Annotated in this window: 24 protein-coding genes, 7 tRNA genes, 1 other RNA gene and 1 pseudogene; 3 read left to right on the top strand and 30 right to left on the bottom strand. The window is 55.5% G+C overall.

Annotated elements, in window-relative coordinates; translation table 11 throughout:
- Positions 1-10: 10 nt before the first annotated feature.
- Positions 11-1054 (bottom strand): quinolinate synthase NadA, encoded by a 1044-nt coding sequence (gene nadA, locus SPE70_RS07380; RefSeq protein ID WP_063106234.1) that lies wholly within the window; start codon positions 1052-1054, stop codon positions 11-13.
- Positions 1055-1123: 69 nt separating this feature from the next.
- Between nadA and SPE70_RS07375 the strand changes: the two are divergent.
- A pseudogene (locus SPE70_RS07375) lies at positions 1124-1272 on the top strand (hypothetical protein).
- A 76-nt stretch (positions 1273-1348) separates the two neighbouring features.
- On the opposite strand, the gene SPE70_RS07370 reads toward SPE70_RS07375, so the two are convergent.
- The 27 genes from SPE70_RS07370 to sdhC form a co-directional block, all read right to left on the bottom strand.
- Positions 1349-1486: non-coding RNA, RtT sRNA (locus tag SPE70_RS07370), on the bottom strand.
- Positions 1487-1581: 95 nt separating this feature from the next.
- Positions 1582-1657 (bottom strand) — tRNA-Lys (locus tag SPE70_RS07365).
- 33 nt (positions 1658-1690) lie between these two features.
- Positions 1691-1766: transfer RNA gene (locus SPE70_RS07360), tRNA-Lys, on the bottom strand.
- Positions 1767-1912: 146 nt separating this feature from the next.
- Positions 1913-1988 (bottom strand) — tRNA-Lys (locus tag SPE70_RS07355).
- A gap of 3 nt (positions 1989-1991) precedes the next feature.
- Positions 1992-2067 (bottom strand) — tRNA-Val (locus SPE70_RS07350).
- A 153-nt stretch (positions 2068-2220) separates the two neighbouring features.
- Positions 2221-2296 (bottom strand) — tRNA-Lys (locus tag SPE70_RS07345).
- Positions 2297-2298: 2 nt separating this feature from the next.
- Positions 2299-2374, bottom strand: a tRNA-Val gene (locus SPE70_RS07340).
- Positions 2375-2398: 24 nt separating this feature from the next.
- Positions 2399-2474 (bottom strand) — tRNA-Lys (locus tag SPE70_RS07335).
- A 161-nt stretch (positions 2475-2635) separates the two neighbouring features.
- Positions 2636-3436 carry a cell division protein CpoB gene (gene cpoB / locus SPE70_RS07330; protein WP_032739343.1) on the bottom strand — a complete coding sequence of 267 codons (801 nt, stop codon included), beginning with the start codon at positions 3434-3436 and terminating at the stop codon, positions 2636-2638.
- A 9-nt stretch (positions 3437-3445) separates the two neighbouring features.
- The gene (pal, locus tag SPE70_RS07325) at positions 3446-3970 is read right to left on the bottom strand and encodes a peptidoglycan-associated lipoprotein Pal (protein WP_002895068.1); all 525 of its coding nucleotides are present in this window, start codon (positions 3968-3970) and stop codon (positions 3446-3448) included.
- Between the two features lie 34 nt (positions 3971-4004).
- Positions 4005-5297: a Tol-Pal system beta propeller repeat protein TolB gene (gene tolB, locus SPE70_RS07320; RefSeq protein ID WP_324726695.1), complete on the bottom strand. Its 1293-nt coding sequence runs from the start codon at positions 5295-5297 to the stop codon at positions 4005-4007.
- Between the two features lie 129 nt (positions 5298-5426).
- On the bottom strand, positions 5427-6764 hold the full coding sequence (tolA, locus tag SPE70_RS07315; protein WP_023322242.1) for a cell envelope integrity protein TolA: 1338 nt from the start codon (positions 6762-6764) through the stop codon (positions 5427-5429).
- 99 nt (positions 6765-6863) lie between these two features.
- Entirely contained in the window at positions 6864-7292 is a 429-nt protein-coding gene (gene tolR, locus SPE70_RS07310) for a colicin uptake protein TolR (protein WP_002895061.1), read from the bottom strand.
- Positions 7293-7295: 3 nt separating this feature from the next.
- The gene (gene tolQ / locus SPE70_RS07305; protein WP_004152221.1) at positions 7296-7988 is read right to left on the bottom strand and encodes a Tol-Pal system protein TolQ; all 693 of its coding nucleotides are present in this window, start codon (positions 7986-7988) and stop codon (positions 7296-7298) included.
- The gene (gene ybgC, locus SPE70_RS07300; protein WP_002895056.1) at positions 7985-8389 is read right to left on the bottom strand and encodes a tol-pal system-associated acyl-CoA thioesterase; all 405 of its coding nucleotides are present in this window, start codon (positions 8387-8389) and stop codon (positions 7985-7987) included. The genes tolQ and ybgC overlap by 4 nt, the downstream gene beginning before the upstream one ends.
- A gap of 149 nt (positions 8390-8538) precedes the next feature.
- Positions 8539-8823, bottom strand: coding sequence for a cyd operon protein YbgE (ybgE, locus tag SPE70_RS07295; protein WP_008805691.1), 285 nt, complete (start codon positions 8821-8823; stop codon positions 8539-8541).
- Positions 8824-8953: 130 nt separating this feature from the next.
- Positions 8954-9067: a cytochrome bd-I oxidase subunit CydX gene (cydX, locus tag SPE70_RS07290; RefSeq protein WP_004100325.1), complete on the bottom strand. Its 114-nt coding sequence runs from the start codon at positions 9065-9067 to the stop codon at positions 8954-8956.
- A 15-nt stretch (positions 9068-9082) separates the two neighbouring features.
- The gene (gene cydB, locus SPE70_RS07285) at positions 9083-10222 is read right to left on the bottom strand and encodes a cytochrome d ubiquinol oxidase subunit II (protein ID WP_008805690.1); all 1140 of its coding nucleotides are present in this window, start codon (positions 10220-10222) and stop codon (positions 9083-9085) included.
- Between the two features lie 15 nt (positions 10223-10237).
- Positions 10238-11806, bottom strand: a complete 1569-nt coding sequence (gene cydA, locus SPE70_RS07280) for a cytochrome ubiquinol oxidase subunit I (RefSeq protein WP_012542427.1) — start codon at positions 11804-11806, stop codon at positions 10238-10240.
- Between the two features lie 827 nt (positions 11807-12633).
- Positions 12634-13503 carry a succinate--CoA ligase subunit alpha gene (sucD, locus tag SPE70_RS07275; RefSeq protein WP_004885990.1) on the bottom strand — a complete coding sequence of 290 codons (870 nt, stop codon included), beginning with the start codon at positions 13501-13503 and terminating at the stop codon, positions 12634-12636.
- On the bottom strand, positions 13503-14669 hold the full coding sequence (gene sucC, locus SPE70_RS07270) for an ADP-forming succinate--CoA ligase subunit beta (RefSeq protein WP_002895039.1): 1167 nt from the start codon (positions 14667-14669) through the stop codon (positions 13503-13505). The genes sucD and sucC overlap by 1 nt, the downstream gene beginning before the upstream one ends.
- Before the next feature lie 145 nt (positions 14670-14814).
- A complete protein-coding gene (odhB, locus tag SPE70_RS07265) occupies positions 14815-16041 on the bottom strand; it encodes a 2-oxoglutarate dehydrogenase complex dihydrolipoyllysine-residue succinyltransferase (protein ID WP_012542428.1) in 1227 nt (408 codons plus the stop codon).
- A gap of 14 nt (positions 16042-16055) precedes the next feature.
- Positions 16056-18863: a 2-oxoglutarate dehydrogenase E1 component gene (gene sucA, locus SPE70_RS07260; protein ID WP_008805687.1), complete on the bottom strand. Its 2808-nt coding sequence runs from the start codon at positions 18861-18863 to the stop codon at positions 16056-16058.
- 381 nt (positions 18864-19244) lie between these two features.
- Entirely contained in the window at positions 19245-19961 is a 717-nt protein-coding gene (gene sdhB, locus SPE70_RS07255; RefSeq protein ID WP_008805686.1) for a succinate dehydrogenase iron-sulfur subunit SdhB, read from the bottom strand.
- A 15-nt stretch (positions 19962-19976) separates the two neighbouring features.
- On the bottom strand, positions 19977-21743 hold the full coding sequence (gene sdhA, locus SPE70_RS07250; protein ID WP_008805685.1) for a succinate dehydrogenase flavoprotein subunit: 1767 nt from the start codon (positions 21741-21743) through the stop codon (positions 19977-19979).
- Entirely contained in the window at positions 21743-22090 is a 348-nt protein-coding gene (sdhD, locus tag SPE70_RS07245) for a succinate dehydrogenase membrane anchor subunit (RefSeq protein ID WP_002894949.1), read from the bottom strand. Before sdhD ends, sdhA begins: the two co-directional genes overlap by 1 nt.
- Complete coding sequence (gene sdhC, locus SPE70_RS07240; RefSeq protein WP_004142216.1) at positions 22084-22488, bottom strand: succinate dehydrogenase cytochrome b556 subunit; 405 nt, start codon at positions 22486-22488, stop codon at positions 22084-22086. Before sdhC ends, sdhD begins: the two co-directional genes overlap by 7 nt.
- Before the next feature lie 324 nt (positions 22489-22812).
- Between sdhC and SPE70_RS26405 the strand changes: the two genes are divergently transcribed.
- On the top strand, positions 22813-22944 hold the full coding sequence (locus SPE70_RS26405; RefSeq protein ID WP_418268517.1) for a hypothetical protein: 132 nt from the start codon (positions 22813-22815) through the stop codon (positions 22942-22944).
- A gap of 184 nt (positions 22945-23128) precedes the next feature.
- Positions 23129-24412, top strand: a complete 1284-nt coding sequence (gltA, locus tag SPE70_RS07235; protein ID WP_008805683.1) for a citrate synthase — start codon at positions 23129-23131, stop codon at positions 24410-24412.
- 66 nt (positions 24413-24478) lie between these two features.
- Here gltA and nei read toward each other — a convergent pair whose 3' ends face one another.
- Together nei and pcp are read right to left on the bottom strand one after the other, a co-directional pair.
- Positions 24479-25270 carry an endonuclease VIII gene (gene nei, locus SPE70_RS07230; RefSeq protein ID WP_008805682.1) on the bottom strand — a complete coding sequence of 264 codons (792 nt, stop codon included), beginning with the start codon at positions 25268-25270 and terminating at the stop codon, positions 24479-24481.
- Between the two features lie 15 nt (positions 25271-25285).
- Positions 25286-25930 carry a pyroglutamyl-peptidase I gene (gene pcp, locus SPE70_RS07225; protein WP_012542429.1) on the bottom strand — a complete coding sequence of 215 codons (645 nt, stop codon included), beginning with the start codon at positions 25928-25930 and terminating at the stop codon, positions 25286-25288.
- Positions 25931-25932: the final 2 nt, after the last annotated feature.

Below are 25932 nucleotides of genomic sequence, written 5' to 3'. Positions count from 1 at the left end.
CGACAATACGTTATCCCCGTAGTGTAGCCGCAAAATCCAGCATCCGGTTAAGCGGAATCAATGCCCCGGTGCGCAGCGCTTCGTCGACGTGGATTTCGTGTTCAGCGCCGCCCTGTTCGAGTCCCTCGGCAATGGCTTTCAGGCCGTTCATCGCCATCCACGGGCAGTGCGCGCAGCTGCGGCAGGTCGCCCCTTCGCCGGCAGTGGGCGCTTCCAGCAGCATTTTCTCCGGTACCGCCTGCTGCATTTTATAGAAGATACCGCGATCGGTGGCCACGATCAGCTGGCGCTGGGGCAAGCTTTTCGCCGCCGCAATCAGCTGGCTGGTGGATCCCACGGCATCCGCCATCTCGACGATCGCCTGCGGCGATTCAGGATGGACCAGTACAGCAGCTTCAGGATAGAGGGCCTTCATACGCATCAGTGCCTGGGTTTTAAACTCATCGTGCACGATGCATGCCCCCTGCCAGCACAGCACGTCTGCGCCGGTCTGACGCTGGACATAGCGGCCAAGGTGGCGGTCCGGTGCCCAGAGGATCTTTTGGCCCAGGCTGTCCAGATGATCAATGAGTTCCACGGCGATACTGGAGGTAACCACCCAGTCAGCGCGGGCCTTCACCGCGGCGGACGTATTGGCATAAACCACCACGGTGCGATCGGGATGGGCATCGCAGAAGGCGTTGAATTCCTCAATCGGACAGCCCAGATCCAGCGAACACTCCGCGTTCAGGGTCGGCATCAGAATGGTCTTTTCCGGGCTGAGGATTTTGGCGGTTTCCCCCATAAAACGCACCCCGGCGACCAGCAGCGTGGAGGCCGAATGACGGGCGCCAAAACGCGCCATCTCCAGCGAGTCGGCGATACAGCCGCCGGTTTCTTCCGCCAGTTGTTGAATTTCAGGATCGGTGTAGTAATGCGCCACCATCACGGCGTCGCGCTCGCGCAACAGGCGCTTGATTTTTTCGCGATAAAACTGCTTTTCGTCGACGGTCAGCGGTTGTGGTTTCGCTGGGAAAGGATAAATCGCCGTTTCAGGATCAAACATTACGCTCATCATGCAATCTCGTTTTACTGGCTTAACTCTAAGACCGTCACTATGGCCTGTCTGCGCCTTAACACGGTCATGGTGTTTTATATGCTAAACAAGATAGCGGATTACGAGCAAAAAGTCGTGATGAATTTTGTACATCAGCCCGTATGCCGCGGACGATGGTGCGCATCTGCCCGAGCGACCGGTTCGTACCCTGTGTAGCCACGGTAAGCGCAGCGTGACCGTGGAGTCATGCTGAAGTCGAATTTTGGAGTATGGCGGATAGCAAAAAGGCGCCTTTAGGGCGCCTTTTTACATTGGTGGGTCGTGCAGGATGACTCGGCTTCGCCTCGCCCTTTGGGCCGTCGCCGCAAGCGGCTCCGTTGTCTCACTGCGTTCGACCCGAACCTGCGGCAGAGAAACTCGTCTCATCCTGAGACTCGCCCTGCGGGCCAACGCTGCCGCGTTGTTCAAAATTGTTCCCGACAATTTTGTCGAATCATTGAGTTCTGCGCATAGCAAAAAGGCGCCTTTAGGGCGCCTTTTTACATTGGTGGGTCGTGCAGGATTCGAACCTGCGACCAATTGATTAAAAGTCAACTGCTCTACCAACTGAGCTAACGACCCCTTGCGGGATTTTGCTACTGTAATCATTCAGGATGGTGGGTCGTGCAGGATTCGAACCTGCGACCAATTGATTAAAAGTCAACTGCTCTACCAACTGAGCTAACGACCCGCTCTGGTACTACCTGAATAATTTCACTCGGCACCAATATTGAAATTGGTGGGTCGTGCAGGATGACTCGGCTTCGCCTCGCCCTTCGGGCCATTGCTGACGCAACGTTATCCTTCACGTTCAACATTTGAGTTAAATGCTGAAATTGGTGGGTCGTGCAGGATTCGAACCTGCGACCAATTGATTAAAAGTCAACTGCTCTACCAACTGAGCTAACGACCCGAGTGGTGGGTGATGACGGGATCGAACCGCCGACCCCCTCCTTGTAAGGGAGGTGCTCTCCCAGCTGAGCTAATCACCCGAAACTGCGCTGGATACTACCGATACTGCGTCCACCGGCCCCATCATTAAAATGTGGTGGGTCGTGCAGGATGACTCGCTTCGCTCGCCCTGGGGCGCCGTTGCTGAAGCAACGTTATCCTTCACGTTTAACACCGACGTTCGATGTTAAAGATGGTGGGTCGTGCAGGATTCGAACCTGCGACCAATTGATTAAAAGTCAACTGCTCTACCAACTGAGCTAACGACCCGGTGGTGGGTGATGACGGGATCGAACCGCCGACCCCCTCCTTGTAAGGGAGGTGCTCTCCCAGCTGAGCTAATCACCCGATACTGCGCTGGATACTGCTAAGTGGTGGGTCGTGCAGGATTCGAACCTGCGACCAATTGATTAAAAGTCAACTGCTCTACCAACTGAGCTAACGACCCACTCTGGCATCGCTTTGGGCTTGTTTGATATCCCTTGGCAACGGCGGCATATATTACTGATTTCAGAATTCAGCGCAACTAAAATTTCGATAAAGATCACTTAACTGCTGGTGATTCAGGCGACAAGACCAGAAATAACGCGATTTCTGGTCATGCCGTAATCAACCAAGAGCATTAAGACGTTTTTGCGCTTGTTTCGCACCGTCGGTGCCGGGGAATTTACTGATCACCTGCTGGTAAACCGCTTTCGCTTTCGCGGTATCACCCTTGTCCTGCATGATCACGCCGACCTTAAACATGGCGTCAGGCGCTTTTGGCGATTTCGGGTAGTTCTTCACCACCGAGGCGAAGTAAAACGCCGCATCGTCTTTTTTCCCCTTATTGTAATTCAACTGTCCGAGCCAATAGTTGGCGTTCGGCTGATAAGTTGAATCCGGGTACTTTTTAACGAAGTTCTGAAACGCCACCATTGCGTCATCCTGGCGTGAAGCATCCTTCACCAGGGCAATGGCCGCATTGTAATCGGTGTTCGCATCGCCGGTCATCGCCGGGGCGCCTGACGAGGCCGCTGGCGCTGTGCTGGTGGCAGCCGCGCTCTGATCGCCGGAAGACGATGGAGCCTGCGTACCTGATGCTGCCGCTGCGCCGCCACCGCTGCTCAGACTATCTATCTGCAGCAGAATCTGCTTCTGGCGCTCAACGATCTGATTCAGCTGATATTGGTTCTCCTGGATCTGGCCACGGAGAGAATCAATGTCAGTCTGGTTATCAGAGAGTTGTTGCTGGAGTTGGGTTAAAAGCTGGCTGTGAGCATTGGAAATACGCTCGAGTTGAGTGACGCGGTCTTCGACCGAGCCTGAGCCGACACTACTGATTGGCGCCTGAGCAAAAGCGGCCCAGGGGGCCGCTATGCCAACCAGTAACGACAGACTCAATAAATGATGTCTGAAGTTACTGCTCATGCAATTCTCTTAGTAAACCAGTACGGCGCGACGGTTTTTGGCATATGCCGCTTCGTCATGACCCAGTACTGCTGGTTTTTCTTTACCGTAAGAAACGATGGAGATCTGATCGGCAGAAACACCTTTGCCCTGCAGATACATCTTAACGGCGTTAGCACGACGCTCACCCAGAGCGATGTTGTATTCCGGCGTACCGCGCTCATCCGCGTGACCTTCTACAGTCACTTTGTAGGACGGGTTGCTGCGCAGGAAGTTCGCATGCGCGTCCAGCATGGCAGCGAAGTCAGAACGGATATCGTACTTGTCCAGATCGAAGTAAACGATGTTGTTCTGTTGCAGCTGCTGCATCTGCAGACGAGCTTGCTCTTCAGAAGACATGTTGCCGCCGTTACCGTTAGCGTCCATACCAGTGCCGGCACCCAGCATGCCTTCACCGCTCTGGTCGTTGCTGGCGTTCTTGTTAGAAGAACATGCCGCGATTGCCATAACCGGCAGAGCGATCATCAGCCCTTTCAGCACTTTGTTCAGTTGCATTTCTTTGATTCCTTTAATAATCAATTATTTATTATCACAGATACGGCGACCAGGCAGGCGATTTTACCTGTCCATCAGTTGCCGGAAGACGCGCTTTGAAACGCCCATCTGTAGAAACCAGATTCAGCACGGATCCCATCCCCTGAGAAGAGCTGTAGATTACCATAGTGCCGTTAGGTGCCAGACTTGGCGTTTCGTCTAAAAACGTTGATGACAGAACCTGTACACCACCCGCTTCCAGATCTTGTTTGGCAATGTGCTGCTGACCGCCGGCCGAGCTGACCATTACCATGGTTTTACCATCTGCGCTCACGTCGGCGTCCTGGTTCTGTGAACCTTCCCAGGTGATACGCTGCGGCGTGCCGCCATTGATGTTGACTTTATACACCTGCGGACGACCGGCCTGGTCAGAGGTGAAGGCCAGGTTCTGGCTGTCCGGGAACCAGCTTGGTTCGGTGTTGTTGCTGCGACCGTTAGTCACCTGACGAATCTGACCGGAGCCCAGATCCATCACGTACAGGTTCAGGCTACCGGTTTTCGACAGCGCGAAGGCCAACTTAGAGCCATCCGGAGAGAACGCCGGCGCGCCGTTGTGCTGCGGGAAGGAGGCGATCTGACGCACAGCGCCGTTCGCTAGGGTCTGAACCACCAGCGCAGAACGACCACTTTCAAAGGTCACGTAAGCCAGTTTAGAACCGTCCGGAGACCAGGCCGGGGACATCAGCGGCTGGGAGGAACGGTGAACAAGGAACTGGTTGTAACCATCGTAGTCGGACACGCGCAGTTCGTAAGGGAACTGGCCGCCGTTTTTCTGCACCACGTAGGCGATACGGGTACGGAAGGCGCCCTTGATGCCGGTCAGCTTCTCAAATACCACGTCGCTGGCAGCGTGCGCTGCGTAGCGCAGGTACTGTTTAGTGACTTTAAAAGAGCCTTGCGCCAGCGTTGTACCCGGCGCACCGCCGGTATCCACCAGCTGATATGCTACCTGATAAGAACCATCCGGGTTTGACGTGACCTGACCGACGACCACGGCGTCGATACCCAGCGCAGACCAGGCAGCAGGCTGCACTTCCTGGGCACTGGTCGGCTGCTGCGGCAGACGCGAGCGATCCAGCGGGTTGAATTTACCACTGTTGCGCAGGTCAGCTGCCACGATACCGCCAACATCTTCAGGCGCAGCGCCCTGGCCGGCCCACTGGAACGGTACCACGCCGATAGGGCGTGCCGAGTCCACCCCCTGGGTGATCTCGATACGTACTTCTGCGTGCAGCACCGCCGCCCACAGCATTAAAAAACCAAATGCTACTCGTAATGCCTGCTTCATCATATCTCCCTTATCCGGGCGGAAAGCCCACGATAATTTAGCAGAATGTTAACAAACTCAAATATACAAAACTACCAAAACCCTGTGACTACCATAGATTGTTTTTCCCCGTTTGCACGGGGAAAAATGTCACTGAGGTTTGAAGTCCAGTGGCGCATTTTTGAAGACTTCATATACTGCCTGGCTAGGTGGTTTCGGGAACTTAGCCTGCCGGGCTGCGGCAAGAGCGGCCTGGCACAGAGCAGGATCACCACCTTCGGACTGTATATTTAACAACAGGCCGTCAGGAGCAAGTTTGATACGCAAGGTACATGTTTTGCCTGCATAGGACGATGCGTCATAAAACTTACTTTCAATCGCCGACTTTATCTGCCCAGCATAGTTATTGATATCAGCCCCCGAGGCACTGTTTTTAGTATTACCACTCCCGGCAGCAGAGGCATTGTTTCCTTTGGCTCCTCCGCCTGTTTTAGGCGCATTCTTACCCGAACTCAGATCGCCAAGCAGGTCGTCAACGCCGTCCGCTTCTTTCGCGGCAGCCGCTTTCTTCGCTGCCGCCGCTTTTGCTGCTGCCGCTTTGGCCGCTTTATCGGCCGCTGCCTTCTCAGCCGCAGCCGCTTTGGCTGCCGCCGCTTTTTCAGCTGCGGCGGCTTTTTCGGCGGCGGCCTTCTCTGCGGCCGCTTTTTGGGCGGCAGCTTTCTCAGCGGCTTTTTCGGCGGCTTTTTCTGCTGCCGCTTTTTCAGCCGCAGCTTGCTTAGCCGCCTCCTGCTGGGCCTTCTTCTCTGCTTCCTGCTGCGCTTTCTTCGCCGCTGCCGCTTCCGCTTTCTTCTGCGCTTCTGCTGCGGCTTTCGCCGCTTCGGCTTCCGCCTGTTTCTTCGCATCGGCTGCCGCTTTCGCGGCGGCGGCATCGGCCTGTTTCTTCGCGTCAGCGGCGGCTTTAGCCGCTGCCAGCTCAGCCGCTTTTGCCTGGGCATCCGCCTTCGCTTTTGCGTCGGCAGCCGCTTTGGCAGCCGCTTCCTGCGCTTCTTTAGCCTGCGCATCCGCTTTGGCTTTCGCCGCCGCGGCAGCCTTGGCAGCCGCTTCCTCAGCCTGCTTCTGCTGTTCCTTCGCTTCTTTCGCCGCTTCCTGCGCCTGCAGCCGTTCCTGTTCGAGCTGTTTCAGCCGTTCCTGTTCCGCTGCCTGTTTCTCACGTAACTCTTCCGCCTGCTGCTGCGCCTGTTTTTCACGCTGCTCAGCGGCGCGACGTGCGCTGGCCTGCTGCTGTTGCTGACGGTTATAGTTATTTACCACCGCCCCCGGATCGACCATGACGGCATCAATGGACGATCCCCCGCCGCCGCCGGCAGAGGCATCCAGATGCTCGTCAAACGAACTCCAGATCAGCAGCGCGATCAGAATGATGTGCAGCGCGACTGAAATGATGATCGCTCGTTTAAGCTTGTCGTTTTGTTCGGTTGCCTTTGACACTATCGGTTCCCAAAAACTGTTCGCCTGTACCCGCGATGCACGCCGACGGCGAGCGATACTCACCATCGGACGCCACGCGGACGCACATACCTGAAGCGATTAAATAGGTTTGGTCATCAAGCCGACCGATTTAACCCCTGCACTATGCAACAGGTTCAGCGCTTTAATAATTTCATCGTAAGGGACGTCTTTCGCACCGCCGATCAGGAATACCGTTTTCTCATTGGCTTCAAGACGACGCTTCGCTTCGGCAATCACCTGCTCCGGCGGCAGCTGGGACAGCGTCTCCTGCCCCACTTTCACGCTGTACTGCCCTACCCCGGAGACTTCCACAATCACCGGCGGATCGTCATTGCTTTTCACCGCTTGCGATTCCGTGGCGTCCGGCAGATCGACTTCCACGCTCTGCGTAATGATGGGCGCCGTTGCCATAAAGATCAGCAGCAGTACCAGCAGGACATCCAGCAGCGGAACGATGTTGATCTCGGACTTCAGTTCGCGACGTCCGCGTCCACGTGCTCTGGCCATGGCTTACCCCTTATTGCTTTCGCTGGTGGTAAAGGCCTGACGGTGCAGAATAGCGGTGAACTCTTCCATAAAGTTGTCGTAGTTCAGTTCAAGCTTGTTCACGCGCTGGTTCAGGCGGTTGTACGCCATGACCGCCGGGATCGCGGCGAACAGACCGATCGCGGTGGCGATCAGCGCTTCGGCGATACCTGGCGCCACCATCTGCAGGGTGGCCTGCTTCACCGCGCCAAGGGCGATAAAGGCATGCATAATCCCCCAGACAGTACCGAACAGACCGATATACGGGCTGATAGAGCCTACGGTGCCGAGGAACGGGATATGGGTTTCCAGCGTTTCCAGCTCGCGGTTCATCGAAATACGCATCGCGCGCGATGCCCCTTCGACAATCGCTTCCGGCGCATGGCTGTTGGCCCGATGCAGGCGTGCAAATTCTTTGAAACCGCTGTAGAAGATTTGTTCTGAACCGGTCAGGTTATCGCGACGCCCCTGGCTCTCCTGGTACAAACGGGACAGCTCGATCCCGGACCAGAATTTGTCCTCGAACGCTTCAGCTTCACGCGCGGCCGAGTTAAGGATACGCGTTCTCTGAATAATGATAGCCCAGGAAGCGATAGAAAAACCAATCAAAATCAACATGATAAGTTTAACCAGAAGGCTCGCCTTCAGGAACAAATCAAGGATATTCATGTCAGTCACTGCTTAAACTCCGCGACAATAGACTTGGGAAGCGCACGTGGCTTCATTAAGAGTGGATCAACGCACACAATGAGAACCTCAGCTTCGTTTAACACTGTATTCTCGGCGTTGACGATTCGCTGCGTGAAAACCAAAGAGGTGCCGCGCATCGAGGTAATTTCCGTCTGGACTTCGAGCATGTCGTCGAGTCTGGCGGGGGCAAAATACTCCAGCGTCATTTTGCGAACCACGAAGGCAACGCGTTCAGCCAACAGCACCTGTTGACTAAAGTGATGGTGGCGCAGCATCTCTGTGCGTGCTCTTTCATAAAAAGCGACGTAACTGGCGTGGTAAACCACACCACCGGCGTCGGTATCTTCGTAGTAGACCCGAACCGGCCATCGAAACAGCGTTGTATTCACTTTACATCCCGGTAATGCAAAAAAAGGTTAGAGCTTTCAAACTTCGCTACTATACGCGCGGGAAAGGTGGTTTGGAATGGGGGAAAGTAAACGGGGCGTAAATTTTTATGGGCTTATGCAAGCCCATACCATTAACAGAGATCTCTTATTCAAAAGAAGAAAAAGAAGAGACCCAAAGCGAGCACGATATCAGCGATAAGCGGACAAAAAATCCCCTGCCAGTGAACGGCACGCGGACGGAAGCCCACGCCGTGAATAACGCCGCTGCAAACCGCCCACATCAGCAAGAAACCATGCCAGATTTCCAGCTCGCTGGTCTTCGCCGCAAAGCGCGACGGATCCCAGAAGATGCAGCCTGCCAGCAGCAGCGCCATCAATAAGGAAAGCGCCCTTAACGGGCGCTTGTCCATTATCGCATACATATACTTTATCATTCACGTCGCCTCTTTGTTGGCTACGTCTGCTTACCCCAGTCACTTACTGGTGTAAGCTCCTGGGGATTCACAGACTTGCCGCCTCGATGCAATCCGAATGATTTCGTATATCGCATCACGATAATACTCATCAGTGTTCTTCTTTACCTGCTTTGGTGGCTTCCACGTGCTCAAGCGCCAGCGCGGTAATCACCCCAAAGGCACAGGCAAGAAGCGTTCCCAAAATCCATGCGAAGTACCACATATATAGCTCCTTACCTTAGTACAGCGAGTGGGTGTTCTTTTCGATGTCTTCGCGCGTAATGCGGCCGAACATCTTCCAGTAACACCAGCTGGTGTAGGCCAGAATGATCGGCACGAAGACAATCGCCACGTAGGTCATCAGGTTCAGCGTCCGCTGACTGGAGGTCGCGTCCCACATCGTCAGGCTGGCGTTCAGCATGGTGCTGGACGGCATGATGAACGGGAACATCGCAATACCGGCGGTCAGAATGATGCAGGCCAGGGTCAGCGAGGAGAACAGGAATGCCCACGCGCCTTTATCCGCTTTAGTCGAGACGACGGTCAGCAGCGGCAGCACCACGCCCAGGGCAGGAACGGCCCACAGCGCTGGCATGTTATTAAAGTTCACCATCCATGCACCGGCCTCACGCACGACTTCTTTAGTCAGCGGGTTAGACGGGCCGCTATGATCCATTACTGATTTCACCACATAGCCGTCGATGCCGTAGTAGACCCACACACCCGCCAGCGCGAAGCAGACCAGCGTCACCAGCGCCGCCACCGTGGAAACGGTGCGGGTACGCAGGTGCAGTTCGCCTACGGTACGCATCTGCAGGTAGGTGGCACCCTGAGTCAGGATCATCGCCACGCTGACGATACCGGCCAGCAGACCAAACGGGTTCAGCAGCTGGAAGAAGTTTCCGGTATAGAACAGACGCAGGTATTCATCGACGTGGAACGGCACGCCCTGCAACAGGTTGCCGAAGGCCACACCAATCACCAGCGGCGGTACGAAGCTACCGATGAAGATGCCCCAGTCCCACATGTTGCGCCAGCGGGTGTCCTCGATCTTGGAACGGTAGTCAAAACCGACCGGACGGAAGAACAGCGAAGCCAGCACCAGAATCATCGCCACATAGAAGCCAGAGAACGCTGCGGCGTAAACCATCGGCCAGGCCGCGAACAGCGCGCCGCCGGCGGTGATCAGCCACACCTGGTTACCGTCCCAGTGCGGAGCGATGGCGTTGATCATAATCCGACGCTCGGTGTCGTTACGGCCGAGGAAACGGGTGAGCATGCCCACCCCCATGTCGAACCCGTCGGCGACAGCGAAGCCAATCAGCAGAATGCCAATCAGCAGCCACCAGATAAAACGCAATACTTCATAATCGATCATTTGACGACTCCTGTCTTAGCGTGCCGACTGAATAGCCGCAGAGGACTGTTCAAAGTGATAGCGGCCGGTTTTCAGGCTGCTAGGTCCTTTGCGGGCAAACTTGAACATCAGGAACAGTTCAGCCACCAGGAACAGCGTGTACAGACCGCAGATCAGCAACATTGAGAAGATCAGATCGCCTGCGGTCAGCGACGAGTTGGCCACCGCGGTCGGCAGGACCTCACCAATCGCCCACGGCTGACGGCCATACTCGGCAACAAACCAGCCTGACTCCACGGCAATCCACGGCAGCGGCAGGCCAAAGAACGCGGCGCGCAGCAGCCATTTTTTCTCGCCAATGCGGTTACGAATCACGCTCCAGAAGGAGGCGCCGATAATCAACAGCATCAGGATGCCGCACGCCACCATGATACGGAAGGCGAAGTACAGCGGGGCGACGCTTGGAATAGAGTCTTTGGTCGCTTTGGCGATCTGCTCTTCCGTGGCGTCAGCGACGTTCGGCGTATAGCGCTTCAGCAACAGGCCATAGCCGAGGTCTTTCTTCACGCTATTGAACTGGTCACGCACGGCCTGGTCGGTCGAACCGGCGCGCAGCTGCTCCAGTAGCGCGTACGCTTTCATCCCGTTACGGATACGCTCTTCGTGCTGAACCATCAGATCTTTCAGGCCGATAACCGGCTTATCCACCGAGCGGGTGGCGATGATGCCCAGCGCGTAAGGGATCTGGATCGCGAAGTGGTTGGTCTGCGCATTCTGATCGGGAATACCAAACAGAGTAAAGGCAGCCGGCGCCGGCTGGGTTTCCCACTCAGCTTCGATAGCCGCCAGTTTGGTTTTCTGCACGTCACCCATTTCGTAACCGGATTCGTCACCCAGCACAATAACGGAGAGGATCGCCGCCATACCGAAGCTGGCTGCGATGGCAAAGGAGCGCTTAGCAAAGGCAAAGTCGCGGCCTTTCAGCATATACCAGGAGCTGATAGCCAGGATGAACATCGCGCCGGTGACATAGCCAGACGCCACGGTGTGAACGAACTTCACCTGGGCGACCGGGTTGAGCACCAGTTCAGAGAAGCTGACCATCTCCATACGCATGGTTTCGAAGTTGAAGTCCGATGCGATAGGGTTCTGCATCCAGCCGTTGGCGACGAGGATCCACAGCGCGGAGAGGTTGGAGCCCAGCGCAACCAGCCAGGTGACCGCCATGTGCTGAACTTTACCCAGACGATCCCAACCGAAGAAGAACAGACCTACAAAGGTGGATTCGAGGAAGAAGGCCATCAGACCTTCAATGGCCAGCGGCGCACCGAAGATATCGCCCACATAGTGTGAGTAATACGACCAGTTAGTCCCGAACTGGAACTCCATGGTCAGACCGGTCGCCACACCCAGCGCGAAGTTGATACCAAACAACTTGCCCCAGAATTTGGTCATATCTTTATAAATCTGTTTGCCGGAAAGGACGTAAACCGTTTCCATGATGGCCAGCAGGAACGCCATACCGAGCGTTAGCGGCACAAAAAGGAAGTGGTACATCGCGGTCAAGGCAAACTGTAAGCGCGACAGTTCGACTATATCTAACATCATGACTCCTTGCTCATCGCATGAAGACTCCGAAAATGAACCGAGAAGCTCTGGCTCATACGCATGCCCCAATACAAAAGTTATTTGTTGGCCCTTCCGCAGCGCGTTTCACCTGAAAGTGAAGCCACGCCACGTCAAGGTTACAAATACGTTAACGAAAACCCAATTGATTCCCCAATATATTACGCCGCAATAACCTTACAATAAATATGTTTTTATTGTTCCAGTTTTACATTTTTCGACGGTGATCAATATATAGCGAAGATAGCCTGTTTAGGCCAATTTGACTTGCGACAATTTAACGTTTTTTGAAGAATTTTTCCAAGCATTAAGCATTGATATAAATCAATTTTTACTCTACGTGTTAATTATGTAGCTCAATAAAGAATATTGGTGAACTTAATGTTAATATTGTGTTTAAAGTATGGCTTGCTTGGTTACTGAAAAGAGAGATATGAGAATCATAGGTAATATTATTTAACGCCGCGGGGAAAAATGAAAAAAAATGCGCCGATCCTAATAATGCTAGACTGCTCACAGTATTTTTCCTGTTTTCTTATGCCCTTCTCTTCTGTTTTTTCACTATCTAAAACCCTTGCCTGTCGCGAATTGCGGAAATATTTCCTTCAGCAACCACGCTGCCGGGATTATATTCATGAAATAATTCATAAAATCAATATGATAGATAAGGTTTTTCACGGAGCAGGCATTCCGCCGGTTCAGCGGATGTTCTGGCGAGATGGATAACGCCCATAAAAAAGGCCACCTGACGGTGGCCAACCATGTCGAAATCGGACAGATTTCTGCTTCGGAGAAGCAGAGAGGGTTTACTTGATGATAGCTTTCAGCGCTTCGCCGATATCGGCCAGGCTGCGAACGGTTTTCACACCAGCGGCTTCCAGGGCGGCGAATTTCTCATCAGCAGTACCTTTACCGCCAGCGATGATGGCGCCCGCGTGGCCCATACGCTTGCCTTTCGGCGCGGTCACGCCCGCGATGTAGCCGACAACCGGCTTGGTCACGTGCTCTTTGATGTAGGCTGCCGCTTCTTCTTCCGCGCTGCCGCCGATCTCACCGATCATCACGATCGCTTCGGTCTGCGGATCTTCCTGGAACAGCTTCAGGATATCGATGAAGTTGGAGCCCGGGATCGGGTCGCCGCCGATACCGACGCAGGTAGACTGGCCGAAGCCGTAGTCGGTGGTCTGCTTAACCGCTTCATAGGTCAGGGTACCGGAACGGGAAACGATGCCCACTTTACCCGGCTTGTGAATGTGACCCGGCATGATGCCGATTTTGCATTCACCCGGGGTGATAACGCCTGGGCAGTTCGGGCCAATCATGCGCACGCCCGCTTCGTCCAGCTTCACTTTCACAGTCAGCATATCCAGCGTCGGGATACCTTCGGTGATGGTGATAATCAGCTTAATGCCCGCGTCGATTGCTTCCAGAATGGAGTCTTTGCAGAACGGCGCCGGAACGTAGATAACGGTCGCGGTCGCGCCGGTCGCTTCAACGGCTTCGCGCACGGTGTTGAACACCGGCAGACCCAGATGGGTGGTGCCGCCTTTGCCTGGCGTCACGCCGCCAACCATTTGCGTACCGTAAGCGATCGCTTGTTCAGAGTGGAAGGTCCCCTGGCTACCGGTGAAGCCCTGGCAGATAACCTTGGTATCTTTATTAATTAAAACTGACATTATTTCCCCTCCACTGCGGCAACAACCTGCTGTGCTGCGTCCGTCAGACTTTTCGCTGCAATAATATTCAGGCCGCTGTCAGCCAGTTTTTTCGCGCCCAGTTCGGCGTTGTTACCTTCCAGACGAACCACGACCGGAACGTTAACCCCAACTTCCGCTACCGCACCGATGATGCCGTCAGCGATCAGGTCGCAACGCACGATGCCGCCGAAGATGTTAACCAGCACTGCTTTAACATTGTCATCAGAAAGGATGATTTTGAACGCTTCGGTCACGCGCTCTTTGGTGGCGCCGCCGCCAACGTCGAGGAAGTTAGCCGGTTCGCCGCCGTGCAGCTTAACGATGTCCATGGTGCCCATCGCCAGGCCTGCGCCGTTAACCATGCAACCGATGTTGCCGTCGAGCGCAACGTAGTTCAGTTCCCACTGCGCCGCCTGCGCTTCGCGCGGATCTTCCTGAGACTGGTCGCGCATTTCGCGCAGATCCGGCTGGCGGAACAGCGCGTTGCCGTCAGCGCCCAGTTTGCCGTCGAGGCAGATCAGGTCGCCCTGCTTAGTGATAACCAACGGGTTGATTTCGATCAGCGCCAGATCGCGCTCAAGGAAAATGGTCGCCAGACCCATGAAAATCTTGGTGAACTGCTGAACCTGCTTACCTTCCAGACCCAGTTTGAACGCCAGTTCACGCCCCTGATAAGGCATCGGGCCCGCCAGCGGATCGATGGCAATCTTGTGGATCAGGTGCGGGGTTTCTTCCGCGACTTTTTCGATTTCCACGCCGCCTTCAGTCGACGCCATGAACACCACGCGACGGGAGCTACGATCAACGACCGCGCCCAGATACAGCTCTTTATCGATATCGGTCGCTGCTTCCACCAGAATCTGGTTGACCGGCTGGCCGTTAGCATCGGTTTGGTAAGTCACCAGGCGTTTGCCCAGCCAATGCTCAGCAAAAGCGCGGATCTCTTCTTTGCTCTTAACTACTTTCACACCGCCCGCTTTACCGCGGCCACCAGCGTGAACCTGACATTTCACTACCCACGGACCCGCGCCGATTTTTGAAGCGGCTTCTTCTGCTTCACGCGGAGTAGTACAGGCATAACCCACCGGCGCCGGTAAGCCATAGCGGGCAAAAAGTTGTTTTGCCTGATATTCATGTAAGTTCATGTGTTCAGTCCATCCTTCAGGGTGTAATTATCTTTAAACCTGTAGGCCTGATAAGACGCACTAGCGTCGCCATCAGGCATCTCATCAACGCCGGATGGCGGCAAAAATGCCTTATCCGGCCTACGGTAAGTCATACTCTTACTGACTACACGTCCAGCAGCAGACGAGTCGGATCTTCCAGCAGCTCTTTAATCGCCACCAGGAAGCCAACCGATTCACGCCCATCGATCAGACGGTGGTCATAGGAGAGCGCCAGGTACATCATCGGCAGGATCTCTACCTTGCCATTCACCGCCATCGGACGGTCTTTAATGGCATGCATACCCAGGATGGCGCTCTGCGGTGGGTTGATGATCGGCGTGGACATCAGGGAACCGAAGACGCCGCCGTTGGTAATGGTGAAGTTACCGCCGGTCAGGTCATCTACGGTCAGCTTGCCGTCACGGCCTTTCACCGCCAGCTCTTTGATATTCTTTTCGATGTCCGCCATGCCCAGCAGGTCAACGTCACGCAGAACCGGGGTTACCAGGCCGCGCGGAGTGGACACTGCCATGCTGACGTCAAAGTAGTTGTGGTAAACCACGTCGTCGCCATCGATGGAAGCGTTCACTTCCGGGTAGCGTTTCAGCGCTTCAACCACCGCTTTCACGTAGAAGGACATGAAGCCCAGACGGATACCGTGACGTTTTTCGAAGGCATCGCCGTACTGCTTACGCAGATCCATAATCGGCTTCATGTTGACTTCGTTAAAGGTCGTCAGCATGGCGGTGGAATTTTTCGCTTCCAGCAGACGCTCGGCCACGCGTTTACGCAGACGGGTCATCGGGACGCGTTTTTCTGAACGGTGACCCAGCTGCGGCGCTGGTGTCGCTGCCGCGGTAGCCGCTGGCGCTTTGGCTTCAGCCGCCGCCGGGGCTTTCGCCAGATGTTTCTCGACGTCTTCACGAGTCAGGCGGCCACCCACGCCGGTACCTTTGATGGCAGCGGCGTCGAGGTTGTGCTCCGCCAGCAGACGACGGATCGCCGGGCTGAGCGCATCGTTGTTCTGCTCTTCCAGAGAAGCCTGCTGGCGCTGCGCCGGGGTGGACGCTTTCGCATCCGCTTTTTCGCTGGTTTCTTTACCTGCGCTGTTGCCTTCACGCAGGCGGCCAAGGATCTGGCGAGACAGGACGGTAGCGCCCTCGTCTTCCAGCACTGCATCCAGAATGCCGTCCGCTGATGCCGGTACTTCCAGTACCACTTTGTCAGTTTCGATTTCGACCAGAACTTCGTCACGGACGACCGCGTCGCCCGGTTTTTTATGCCAGGTGGCGACGGTTGCGTCAGCTACGGACTCAGGCAGGTCGGGAACCAGAATATCTACGCTACTCATTGTGTATCCTTTAATTAATCGACGTTCAGCGCGTCATTGACCAGATCTTGTTGCTGTTTCTGGTGAACGGACATGTACCCTACCGCCGGAGAGGCGGAGGCCGGGCGGCCTGCATAACGCAGAGAGGCCCCAAATGGAACTACTTCACGAAGGTGGTGCTGGCTGCAGTACCATGCGCCCTGGTTGAGCGGCTCTTCCTGGCACCAGACAAAATCATGTACGTGCGAGTAAGCTTTCAGCGCTTCCTGCACCGCCTGATGCGGGAACGGGTAGAGCTGTTCGATACGCACGATGGCGACATCTTTTTGCTCGTTTTTGCGGCGCTGTTCCAGCAGGTCGTAGTAAACCTTACCAGAGCACAGTACGACGCGCTTCACGGCTTGCGGATCGAGTTCGTCGATTTCGCCGATGGCCGGCATAAAGGTGCCGTTCGCCAGTTCGTCCATGCTGGAGACCGCCAGCGGGTGGCGCAGCAGAGACTTCGGCGACATCACCACCAGCGGACGGCGCATACCGCGCAGCGCCTGACGACGCAGCATATGGTAAACCTGTGCCGGGGTGGACGGTACGCAAACCTGCATGTTCTGCTCAGCGCACAGCTGCAGATAGCGTTCCAGACGCGCGGAGGAGTGCTCCGGGCCCTGCCCTTCGTAGCCGTGCGGCAGCAACATCACCAGACCGCACATCCGGCCCCATTTCTGTTCGCCAGAGGAGATGAACTGATCAATCACCACCTGCGCGCCGTTGGCGAAGTCGCCGAACTGCGCTTCCCAGATGGTCAGCGTACGCGGCTCTGCGGTGGCGTAACCGTATTCGAACGCCAGCACGGCTTCTTCAGACAGCACCGAGTCCCAGACGCGGAACTGGCCCTGGCCGTTGTGCACATGCTGCAGCGGGGTATAGGTAGAACCGTTGCTCTGGTTATGGATAACCGCGTGACGGTGGAAGAAGGTGCCGCGACCGGAGTCTTCACCGGACAGGCGCACCGGAATGCCTTCGTCAACCAGGGTGGCATAAGCCAGGTTTTCAGCGCCGCCCCAATCGAACAGCTTCTCGCCGGCGGCCATCAGTTGGCGATCGCCGTAGATTTTCGCTACACGGGACTGCATTTCGATACCTTCCGGCACCGTACTGATGCGTTTAGCCAGCTCTTGCAGACGTTTCGGATCCACTTTATCCGGATAGCTCTCGTCCCACTCGTGGTTGAGGTAGGGAGACCAGGTAAAGGAGTGCATATTCATCGGACGCCACTCCTCTACCACGCATTCGCCGGCATCCAGCGCATCGCGGTAAAGGTTAACCTGCTCAGTCGCGTCTTCCAGCGTCGCAACTTTCTCCTGCTCCAGCTTGTCAGCATAGATTTTGCGCGGGGTCGGATGCTTTTTGATTTTCTGGTACATCAGCGGCTGGGTTGCGCTCGGCTCGTCGGCTTCGTTATGGCCGTGACGGCGGTAGCACACCAGGTCGATGAAGACATCGCGTTTGAAGGTATTACGGAAATCCAGCGCCAGACGGGTAACGAAAGCAACGGCTTCCGGGTCATCCGCGTTAACGTGGAAAATCGGCGCCTGAACCATCTTACCGATATCGGTACAGTATGGCGTAGAACGCGCATCCAGCGGGTTGGAGGTGGTAAAGCCAACCTGGTTGTTGATAACGATACGCACGGTACCGCCGACTTCGTAACCGCGGGCTTTCGACATGTTCAGGGTTTCCTGAACCACGCCCTGGCCGGTAACGGCGGCGTCGCCGTGGATGGTAATAGGCAGAACTTTGTTGCTGCTTGGCTCGTCCAGACGATCCAGACGGGCGCGTACGGAACCGATAACCACCGGGCTGACGATCTCCAGGTGCGACGGGTTAAACGCCAGCGCCAGGTGGACCAGACCGCCTTCGGTTTCCATATCGGAAGAGAAGCCCATGTGGTACTTCACGTCGCCGGTGCCGAGGTGTTCTTTATGTTTGCCCGCGAACTCGTCGAACAGGTCCTGCGGTTTTTTACCCAGCACGTTGACCAGCACGTTCAGACGGCCACGGTGCGCCATGCCCAGCACCACTTCGCGGGTGCCGCTTTTGCCTGCATGGCGGATCATCTCTTTGAGCATCGGGATCAGGGCATCACCCCCTTCCAGCGAGAAGCGTTTCGCCCCCGGGAATTTGGCGCCGAGGTAACGTTCCAGCCCTTCTGCAGCGGTCAGTTCACTGAGGAAGCGCTTTTTCTCTGCCGCGGTGAAGCTCGCTTTACCGGCTACCGATTCAATACGCTGCTGGATCCAGCGTTTTTCCTCAGTAGAGGTGATATGCATGTATTCCGCGCCGATGGAGCCGCAGTAGGTTTGCTTGAGGGCGGCAATCAGGTCGCCCAGCTTCATCGTGTCTTTACCGATGGCAAATGAACCTACGTTATAGCTATCCTGGAAATCGGCCTCGGTCAGATCGTGGTAGGCCGGATCAAGATCCGCCACTCTCTCTTGCTTCCACAGTCCCAGCGGATCGAGATTCGCATGCTGGTGGCCACGGAAACGGTATGCGTTGATGAGCTGCAGGACTTTAACCTGCTTCACATTGGTGTCAGGGTCGGAAATCGAAGAAGTGTAACGTGAGGCATCCTTCGCCAGTCGACGGAAATAATCACGTGTTTTGGAATGGAATTGATCCGGTTTAACTCCGGTGCCAGGTAACTGCTGGAACATCGAACGCCAGTTGGCGTCAACAGAGTCAGGATCGGTTAAGAAGTCTTCATAGAGCTGTTCTATCCAGCTCTGGTTCGAACCAGAGAGGAAAGAAGAGTCCAGCCAGGCTTTCATTGCGCCGTTCTGCATCGTGATCCCTTAAGCACTTTTATGCTTATTTCGCCGTAGAAACTACCACGCACACCGAGTGCACGTGCCGGGGTTCACTTGTTGCGGACGAGTTGTGGTTTCGATCCGCTAAGGAACCTTTAAAAACTGCCATTAATCTTCAGCGTTCAGGCTGCGGTTGTGTTGGCTGCCTTCGCTTACCCCGGTCACATAGTTCACTATGCTCCCGGGGATGCGCTCAGTTGCCGCCTTACCTCGCACTGAACGCCTCGATTACTGGTACATCTTGTGGCGGTTTTTAAAGATTTCCTGCTACATCCCCCGGCAGCGCTAACGCTTGCCGGGGCTACTGCTTTGGTAGCCCGGATAAGCGCAAGCGCCATCCGGGACAGACCGTGTTGCTTACGCGCTGCGCTGTAGCAGCATCGACTTAATATGGCCGATGGCGCGCGTCGGGTTAAGCCCTTTAGGACACACACTGACGCAGTTCATAATGCTGTGACAGCGGAATACGCTGAAAGCATCGCTCAGGCCTTCCAGGCGCTCGCTGGTTTCGGTATCGCGACTGTCGATCAGGAAGCGATACGCGGCCAGCAGGCCAGCCGGGCCGATGAACTTGTCCGGGTTCCACCAGAACGACGGGCACGAGGTTGAACAACATGCGCACAGAATACACTCGTACAGACCATCGAGTTTCTCACGCTGCTCAGGCATCTGCAGATGCTCGCGAGCCGGAGGATTTTGCCCATTATTCAACAAGTAAGGCTTAATCTTCTCATATTGTGCATAGAATTGCCCCATGTCCACCACCAAATCACGGATAACCGGTAATCCTGGCAGCGGACGGATAACAATCTTCTTGCCCGGCTGATTCAGCGCGGAGATTGGCGTGATGCACGCCAGACCGTTTTTCCCGTTCATGTTCAGACCATCGGAACCGCAAACCCCTTCACGGCAGGAGCGGCGGAACGACAGCGACGGATCTTTTTCTTTCAGCTGGATCAGCGCATCCAGCAGCATCATGTCACGACCTTCTTCCGCTTCAAGGGTGTAATCCTGCATATGCGGAGCGTCGTCAACATCCGGGTTATAGCGATAAATTGAAAACTCGAGTTTCATTTTCCTGTCTCCGCATTAGTAAGTACGAATCTTCGGCGGGAATGCCGGACGCAGTTTCGGTTCCATGTTGACGCTACGACGCGTCATGGATTCCGACTCTGGCAGATACAGGGAATGGCACAGCCAGTTTTCATCATCACGATCCGGGAAGTCGAAGCGGCTATGGGCGCCACGGCTTTCAGTACGGAAGTTAGCGGACACGGCGGTCGCAAACGCGGTCTCCATCAGGTTGTCCAACTCCAGGCACTCGACGCGCTGGGTGTTGAACTCGCTGGAAGTATCGTCGAGACGCGCGTTTTTCAGGCGCTCGCGGATCACTTTCAGTTGCTCCAGACCTTTGTGCATCGCATCGCCTTCGCGGAACACCGAGAAGTTGTGCTGCATACATTCCTGCAGTGCTTTGCGGATTTCCACCGGGTCTTCGCCGGAGCGGGTATTGTTCCAGCGATTGAGGCGGTCCAGCGAGCCTTCGACATCCGATTCGCTGGCGTCGCGCAGCGTGCCCTGTTCGGCGATGGACTCCTGCAGATGCAGGCCCGCCGCGCGGCCGAAGACCACCAGGTCGAGCAGCGAGTTGCCGCCCAGACGGTTGGCGCCGTGGACCGATACGCAGGCAATTTCGCCTACCGCGAACAGGCCCGGGATCACCACGTCTTCGCCCTTCTCATTCACGGTCAGCGCCTGACCGGTGACTTTGGTCGGGATACCGCCCATCATGTAGTGGCAGGTTGGGATAACCGGGATCGGCTCTTTCACCGGATCGACGTGAGCAAAGGTACGGGACAGCTCAAGGATACCTGGCAGACGAGATTCCAGAACCTCTTTACCCAGGTGATCAAGTTTCAGTTTCGCATGCGGGCCCCACGGACCATCGCAGCCGCGGCCTTCGCGGATTTCGATCATGATGGAACGCGCCACCACGTCACGACCCGCCAGGTCTTTGGCGTTCGGGGCATAACGCTCCATAAAGCGCTCGCCGTGTTTGTTCAGCAGGTAACCGCCTTCGCCGCGGCAACCTTCGGTGACCAGCACCCCTGCACCGGCGATGCCGGTCGGGTGGAACTGCCACATTTCCATATCCTGCACCGGAACGCCGGCGCGGATGGCCATCCCGACGCCGTCACCGGTGTTGATGTGGGCGTTGGTGGTGGACTGATAAATACGGCCTGCGCCGCCGGTCGCCAGCACGGTGGCGCGGGCTTTAAAGTAGACCACTTCGCCGGTCTCGATGCACAGGGCGGTACAACCGACCACCGCGCCGTCCTGGTTTTTCACCAGATCGAGGGCATACCATTCGGAGAAGATAGTGGTGTGGTTTTTCAGGTTCTGTTGATACAGGGTGTGCAACAGCGCGTGGCCGGTACGGTCAGCCGCCGCCGCGGTGCGTGCCGCTTGCTCGCCGCCGAAGTTTTTCGACTGGCCGCCGAACGGGCGCTGATAAATACGGCCGTCGTCAAGACGGGAGAACGGCAGGCCCATATGTTCCAGCTCAAGAATCGCTTCCGGGCCGGTCTTACACATATATTCAATGGCGTCCTGGTCGCCAATATAGTCCGACCCTTTTACGGTGTCGTACATATGCCATTCCCAGTTATCTTCATGGGAGTTACCGAGCGCGACGGTGATACCACCCTGCGCGGATACGGTATGGGAACGGGTAGGGAACACTTTGGAGAGCAGTGCACAGGTCTGTCCGCTCTGGGAAATTTGCAGCGCCGCGCGCATACCTGCGCCGCCGGCACCGATAACAACAGCATCAAACTCTCTGACTGGCAATTTCATTACACACCCCACACCACAACAAATCCATAAAGAACGTAAGCCACCAGCGCCACAACGATAGCCAGTTGCAGAACCAGGCGCAGAGCCAGTGGTTTAACGTAGTCCGTTAACACCTGCCACATCCCGATCCAGGCATGGATGAGAATGGAGACGAGAGCCAGCAGAGTGAAGACTTTAGTGAAGCCGGAGGCAAAGAATCCGGTCCACACTTCCCATGAGATTTCACCTGTGGTGGCGAAGAAGCCAACCATGTAGATGATGTAGAGGGTCAGAACGATGGCGGTAGCACGGACCAGAATAAAGTCATGTACGCCGTTGCGTCCCAGTGCTGAGGCGTTGCTTACCATACGAGGACTCCTGCGAGAAGTGAAAGCACGACAGTAATAACAAAAGAGATTTTGGCGGAACGTTTCCCTGCTTCGAGGGTTTCGTCCAGGTAGCCAAAGTCCATCATCAGATGGCGGATACCGACAACGACATGATAGGCCAGTGCGGTGAGAATGCCCCACATGATGAACTTCACAAAGAAGCTATCCATGATCGAGGCCGCCGTCAGAAAACCTTCAGGGGAGGAAAGGCTGGTGCCCAGCAACCAAAGCAGAATTCCGACCGCCACGAAGGTGATGACACCGGAAACGCGATGGAGAATGGACGCTATCGCCGTGATTGGGAACCGTATCGTTTGTAGATCCAGATTGACAGGTCTTTGTTTTTTCACATTTCTTACCATGAATAACGCCCACATGCTGTTCTTATTGTTTCCTTCCTCCGGTCTGCTTGCGGGTCAGACAGCGTCCTTTCTATAACCAGAAGTCATGTTAAAACGTCTTTTCAGGCATTAAAACATCACTAAACAACGCTGGGTGGCTCGGGATTGCAGGGTGTTCCGGAGACCTGGCCGCAGTATAGGCCGTTCACAAAATCATTACAATTAACCTACATATAGTTTGTTGGGTTTTCTCCGGAACAGTGATCAAGGTCACGATAACAACATTTTTTTAATTTTTAATCACCTGATTTGACAAATATTAAACATTCTTGTTACAACCATTACCAGTTAAATGCAATAATGCTCAAAAGTTATGGGGTCACTCTTTCACCTGAGAATAAGTTATGTAACAGTGTGTCAGTATTGACCGATGTAATCAGGACAGTTATTAGTGGTATACAGGTTTTAATATTCGGACTGCTAAAACGCTGATTTGCTGTTGTTTCACCGCAGCCCTGAAGGACGTACCATCAAGCGCCGTTGCTCTGTACCCTGCCCTTTTCGCTGACGCAGAGCTGTGTGCAACATAACAAACTGGTAACGTATGCAGGCGCGGGCCGAAAGCAAATCCACCACCCGGCAGTCTTAAGCAATAAAGGCGCTAAGGAGACCATAAATGTCTGATGCTAAAGCAAAAATCACCCTGGGTGGTGACACTGCTATTGAACTGGATGTGCTAAAAGGCACGCTCGGTCAGGATGTTATTGATATTCGTAGTCTTGGTTCAAAAGGCGTATTTACTTTTGACCCAGGTTTCACATCCACTGCTTCTTGTGAATCTAAAATTACGTTTATCGATGGTGACGAGGGGATCCTGCTGCACCGCGGCTTCCCGATCGACCAGTTAGCGACCGAATCTAACTATCTCGAAGTATGTTATATTCTGCTGTACGGTGAAAAACCGACTCAGGCCGAATATGACGAATTCAAAACCACCGTCACCCGCCACACCATGATTCATGAGCAGATCACGCGTCTGTTCCATGCATTCCGTCGCGATTCCCACCCGATGGCCGTGATGTGCGGGATCACCGGCGCCCTGGCGGCGTTCTATCATGACTCCCTCGACGTGAATAACCCACGTCACCGCGAGATTGCTGCCTACCGTCTGCTGTCCAAAATGCCAACCATGGCAGCCATGTGTTACAAGTATTCTATCGGCCAGCCGTTTGTTTATCCGCGCAACGACCTCTCCTACGCCGGCAACTTCCTGCGCATGATGTTCGCGACACCGTGCGAAGAGTATGAAGTCAATCCGGTGCTTGAACGCGCGATGGATCGTATTCTGATCCTGCACGCCGATCACGAGCAGAACGCGTCGACCTCGACGGTACGTACCGCCGGCTCCTCCGGCGCTAACCCGTTCGCCTGTATCGCTGCTGGCATCGCCTCCCTGTGGGGACCGGCGCACGGCGGCGCCAACGAAGCGGCGCTGAAGATGCTGGAAGAGATCAGCTCCGTTGAGCACATTCCGGAATTTGTTCGTCGTGCGAAAGACAAGAATGACTCTTTCCGCCTGATGGGCTTCGGCCATCGTGTTTACAAAAACTACGACCCGCGCGCCACCGTGATGCGTGAAACCTGCCATGAAGTGCTGAAAGAGCTGGGCACCAAAGACGATCTGCTGCAGGTAGCCATGGAGCTGGAGCATATCGCGCTGAACGACCCGTACTTCATCGAGAAGAAACTCTACCCGAACGTCGACTTCTACTCCGGTATCATCCTGAAAGCGATGGGTATTCCGTCCTCCATGTTTACCGTTATCTTCGCCATGGCGCGTACCGTGGGCTGGATTGCGCACTGGAACGAAATGCACAGCGATGGCATGAAGATCGCCCGTCCGCGTCAGCTGTACACTGGCTACACCAAACGCGATTACCAGTCCGACATTAAGCGCTAATCTTGCCGTCCGGATGAAAAAAAACGCGCCGCCTGGCGCGTTTTTTTATCTGCCTGACTGCCGGGCTTAATGCTGGCATCCAGGACACCAGTAAAACGGCCGCGAGGAGAGTGTCGTCTTCTCAATCACACCCCCACAGCGCTCGCACCTTTCCCCGTCGCGATGGAAGACCTTAAAGCGAAACAGCGCGCCGTGATGCTTGTTGTCATCGGCCTGGCCGCGGGTGTGATACGACAACCGCGGAATAGCCAGCAGCGCGTGCGCCAGCGCATCCAGCTGACTATCGCTCAGTTCAGCGGCTTTACGCTTTCCGCTTAATCCCACCTGCCAGAGGATCTCCACCCGCAGATAGTTACCGAGCCCGGCCAGAAAAGCCTGATCCAGCAGCAGGCCGGAAAACTGACGATGGCGGAATTTGGCCGACAGCAGCCGCGCTTTCACCTCCTCCACGGTTAACGTCATATCCAGCACATCTGGCCCCACGCGCAGTAAAAACGGGTGATGGGCAACCTGCTCCGCCGTGAGCATCTCGATGTCCGAGGCGCTATAGAGCAAAATCGCCTTGCGGGCGGTCTGCAGCCTGACGCGCAGCACCCGGTTAGAGGCGGGCTGTTCCCCGGCGTCAACCACGCGCCAGACACCATACAGCTGATTATGGCTGTACAGGGTCAGCCCGCCGGAGAAGTGTGTTAACAGGGCCTTGCCGCGGGTGGCGATATGGGTCACCCGCTGGCCAATCAACAGGCTTTGATAGGGTTGCAACTGCGGAAAGGCGAACCAGGCATCGGTTAAGGGTTCGCCTTTGATTGCCGCCTCCAGTTTATCCGCCGCGCGGCGGATCTCCGGACCTTCCGGCATACTGTCATCCTTCTGTTAATGGGTGGCGCCGCCGCCCAGTTTACTATCCACCGACTGGCGCAGCGCCACGGCAATGGCCGTTTCCAGCGCTTCCCGCACGGTGGCGGTCGCCATACTCGGCTCGCCGGGATGGGCCGCCGCCTGCGCCGGTAGCCATGGAATATGGATAAAGCCGCCCCTGACGCCAGCCTGCTCCTGCAGCTTATGTAGCAAACCATACATCACGTGATTGCAGACGAAGGTGCCGGCGGTTTGGGAGACCGAAGCCGGGATCCCGCGATCGCGCAACGCGCTGACGATCGCTTTGATCGGTAAGGTACTGAACCACGCCGCCGGCCCCCCGTCGACGATCGGCGTGTCGACAGGCTGCTGGCCTTTGTTATCGGGAATGCGCGCATCATCGACGTTGATAGCCACACGTTCAACGCTGATATCGACGCGACCGCCGGCCTGCCCCACGGCAATGACCAGCCTCGGCTGCAGGTCTTCTATCGCTGCGTAAAGCACCGACAGCGCCTCGCCAAACACACAGGGGAGCTGGCGGGCGATCACCGGCTGCCCGGCAATCATCGTCCCGTCCAGCTGCTTCACCACTTCCCATGAAGGGTTAACCGTTTCGCCATCAAAGGGTTCAAAACCGGTGAGCAATACTCCCGCCATCA

The sequence above is a fragment of the Klebsiella sp. ZJOU C1 genome (assembly GCF_035620215.1).
Lineage (GTDB): Bacteria > Pseudomonadota > Gammaproteobacteria > Enterobacterales > Enterobacteriaceae > Klebsiella > Klebsiella variicola.
The sequence above is the reverse complement of the archived record's forward strand: the minus strand, read 5'-3'. Positions and strand labels throughout refer to the sequence as shown.